The sequence below is a fragment of the Streptomyces katrae genome (assembly GCF_000966975.1).
Classification (GTDB): Bacteria; Actinomycetota; Actinomycetes; order Streptomycetales; family Streptomycetaceae; genus Streptomyces; species Streptomyces katrae.
In genome coordinates, this window is sequence record NZ_JZWV01001015.1 from 1 (window position 1) to 3229 (window position 3229).

The 3229-nt window shown below is 73.9% G+C and carries 3 protein-coding genes; all 3 read right to left on the reverse strand.

Going from position 1 to position 3229, the window contains the following annotated elements:
• Positions 1-1626, reverse strand: a 1626-nt coding sequence (locus tag VR44_RS31365) for a glycoside hydrolase family 15 protein (RefSeq protein WP_045951008.1), incomplete at its 3' end; no start/stop codon positions are given.
• Between the two features lie 45 nt (positions 1627-1671).
• Positions 1672-2406 (reverse strand): response regulator, encoded by a 735-nt coding sequence (locus VR44_RS31370; RefSeq protein ID WP_045951009.1) that lies wholly within the window; start codon positions 2404-2406, stop codon positions 1672-1674.
• The coding region (locus tag VR44_RS31375) for a sensor histidine kinase (protein ID WP_045951010.1) at positions 2403-3229 on the reverse strand (827 nt) is incomplete at its 5' end. The genes VR44_RS31370 and VR44_RS31375, both read right to left, overlap by 4 nt.

Below are 3229 nucleotides of genomic sequence, written 5' to 3' on the forward strand. Positions count from 1 at the left end.
GACGTACAGGAAGGTGCACAGGGAGAACGTCCCCTCGTCGCCGCGCAGCCCGTCCGGTGACTCCCCGGGGTCGTAGCGGTGCACCAGGCTGTCGGAGACCAGTTCCGCCTCGATCGCGTCGAGGGTCGACAGCCAGCGGCGGTCCTTCGGGGAGATGAAGCCGACGGCGGGCATCAGCAGCAGGGAGGCGTCCAGCACCTCCCCGTCGAAGTGCTGGACGAAGGCCCCGCGGCGCTCGCTGTAGCCCCGCTCCATGATCTGGTGGAAGACGGCGTCCCGTGCGGCGGTCCAGCCGGCGACGTCGGCGGGCCGGGCCAGTTCGGCCGCGAGCCGGATGCCCCGGTCGAAGGCCGACCAGCACATCAGCCGGCTGTAGGTGAAGTCACGGCGGCCGCCGCGGGTCTCCCAGATGCCCTCGTCGGGCCGGTCCCAGGAGTGCGAGAGCCAGTCGAGGAGGTCGCTGAGGTTGCGCCAGCCGTCGTACCCGGCCAGCTGGGCCAGGTCGGCGGCGTGGCTGAGGGCGAAGACGGCCTCGCCGTAGATGTCGAGCTGGAGCTGGCCGGCCGCCGCGTTCCCCAGGCGTACGGGTGCGGACCCCCGGTACCCCTCCAGGTGTGCGAGCACCTCCTCCTCGAGGCCGGGGTCGCCGTCGACCCGGTACATGATCTGCAGCGGCTCGCCAGTCACCGTGCCGCCCCTGTGGACGCGTGCCCCCAGCCAGCGCCGGAACGCCTCGGCCTCGTCCTCCAGCCCCAGGTCGAGCAGGGCCTTGACCGACAGCGAGGCGTCGCGCACCCAGGTGTAGCGGTAGTCCCAGTTCCGTTCCCCGCCGATCCGCTCGGGCAGGCCCATGGTGACGGCGGCCACCGGGGCGCCGGTGGGTGCGTACGTCATGAGCTTGAGGGTGATCGCCGACCGGTTGACCATCTGCTGCCAGCGCCCGCGGTAACGGCTGCGGCTCAGCCAGCGGTGCCAGTGGTCGTACGTGGACCGGAAGGCCCGGCGGAGTTCCGGCTCGGTCAGCGGCTCGGGCGGCCCGGCGGCCGGGTCGTGGCAGACCGTCAGCACGGCCGCGGCGAGCCCGCCCTGTCCCAGCTCCGCCTCGCCCCGGACGCCCTTCCCGTCCCGCCATATCCGTACCGGCCCGCTGACCTGTAGGAACGCCGAAATCTCGGGTGCCTCGAACCGTGCGGTGTCCGCCTCGACCGCCAGGCGGTGCCCGGCGCGCCCGTAGTCGAACGAGGGCCGGCAGTCGATCGCGAACCGGACGGTACCGCGGGTGACGCGCAGGATCCGGATGATCCGTTGCCGGCCGGGGGGCGCCTCGGCCTCCCCCAGCGGCATGAAGTCGACGACCTCGCCGACCCCTTCCGCGGTCATGAACCGGGTGACGAGGACGGCGGTGTCGGCCAGGTACAGCTGGCGGGTGACGGGGTCGCGTGCCTCGGCCGCGATGGCGAAGTGCCCGCCGCCGTCGTGGTCGAGCAGGGAGGCGAACAGGCTGGGCGAGTCGAAGCGCGGGGCGCAGAACCAGTCGAGCACCCCCTCGGAGGAGACGAGCGCGGCCGTCCGCAGGTCCCCGATCAGCCCGTGGTCCCCGATCGGGGGATATCGGCGTCGGCGCATGGCGCTCCCTCCACAGGCGCGGCCGGTCCACCTCTCACGCTACGGTCACGACTGCCCCCGGGCACCCGGTACGCCGTCCGTCCCCGGCGCGGTGCCTTCGGTTCGGTCGGCCTCCCGGGCCTTGACCAGCCCGCTCTCGTAGGCGAACACGATCGCCTGGGCGCGGTCGCGGGCCGAGATCTTGTCGAGGATCCGGCTCACATGGGTCTTGACCGTCTGCTCCGCCAGGAACAGCTCTCCCGCGATCTCCGCGTTCGACCGGCCCCGGGCGACGTGGACGAGGACCTCGGTCTCGCGGGGGGTCAGCCCGTGCAGCCGGCCCTCGGCGGCGCGGACCGGGGGGCGGCTGCGGACGAAGCCCTCGATCAGGCGCCGGGTGACCCGGGGGGACAGCAGTGCCTCGCCGGCCGCGACGACCCGTACGGCCTGGATGAGGTCGGCGGGCGGGGCGTCCTTGAGGAGGAACCCGCTGGCTCCGGCGGCCAGCGCGTCGTACACGTAGTCGTCGATGTCGAAGGTCGTGAGCATCAGGACCCGGGGGCAGTACCCCGTTCCGGGCGGCGGGTCCATGAGGCGCCGCGTGGCCTCCAGGCCGTCCAGGACCGGCATCCGCACGTCCATGAGGACCACGTCGGGGCGGTGCGCGGCGCAGAGCTCGACGCCCTCCTGGCCGTTGCCCGCCTCACCGACGACCTCGATGTCGGGCTGCGCGTTCAGCAGGGCGCCGAACCCCGCGCGGATCATTGCCTGGTCGTCGACGACGAGCACTCTGATGGTCACGGCGTTCCTGAAGTAGTCGGAGTCGGGGTCGGGGTCGGGGTCGGGGCGGGAGCCGGAGGCAGGGGCAGGACCGCGGTGACCCGGAAGCCGCCCTCGGCCAGGGCCTCGGCGGTGAACTCGCCGTCCAGCATGGCGACCCGTTCCCGCATCCCGACCAGGCCGTGGCCGCCCGCCCGCGGTTCCACGGGCTCCACGGCGCGGCGCGGCTGCGCCGGCGGCGAGTTGACCACGCTGACGTGCAGTGCGTCCGCGGCCTGCCGGACCCTGACGTCCGCGCGGGCGCCGGGCGCGTGGCGGACCACGTTGCTCAACGCCTCCTGGACCAGGCGGTAGGCGGACAGGCCGACGGCGGCGGGCAGGTCTTCGACCTGGCCGGCCAGCTCCAGCCGGGCGTCGACCCCGGCACGGCGCGTCGTCTCCACGAGGGCGGGCAGGTCCTGAGGCCCGGGCTGCGGGGTGTTCTCGCCGTCCGGTGACTCCTCGTTGCGCAGGACGTGCAGCAGGCGCCGCATCTCGGCCAGCGAGCGGCGCGCCTCGGCGGCGATCGCGCCGAACTCCTCGGCGGCGCCCGGCGAGACGTCGGCGACCCGGTAGGGCGCGCTGTCGGCCTGGACGGTGATCACGGACATGTGGTGGGCCACCACGTCGTGGAGCTCCCGGGCTATGCGGGCCCGTTCCTGCAGGAGGGAGGCCCTGGCCTCCTCGGCGGCGCCGCGCTCCTCGGCCAGCGCGAGGCGGGCCTGGACGTCGCCCCGGCTGCGGACGGCGTTCACGGTGACGGCGGCGACCGCGAGGATGACGGTCAGCGGGAGCAGTGCGTACC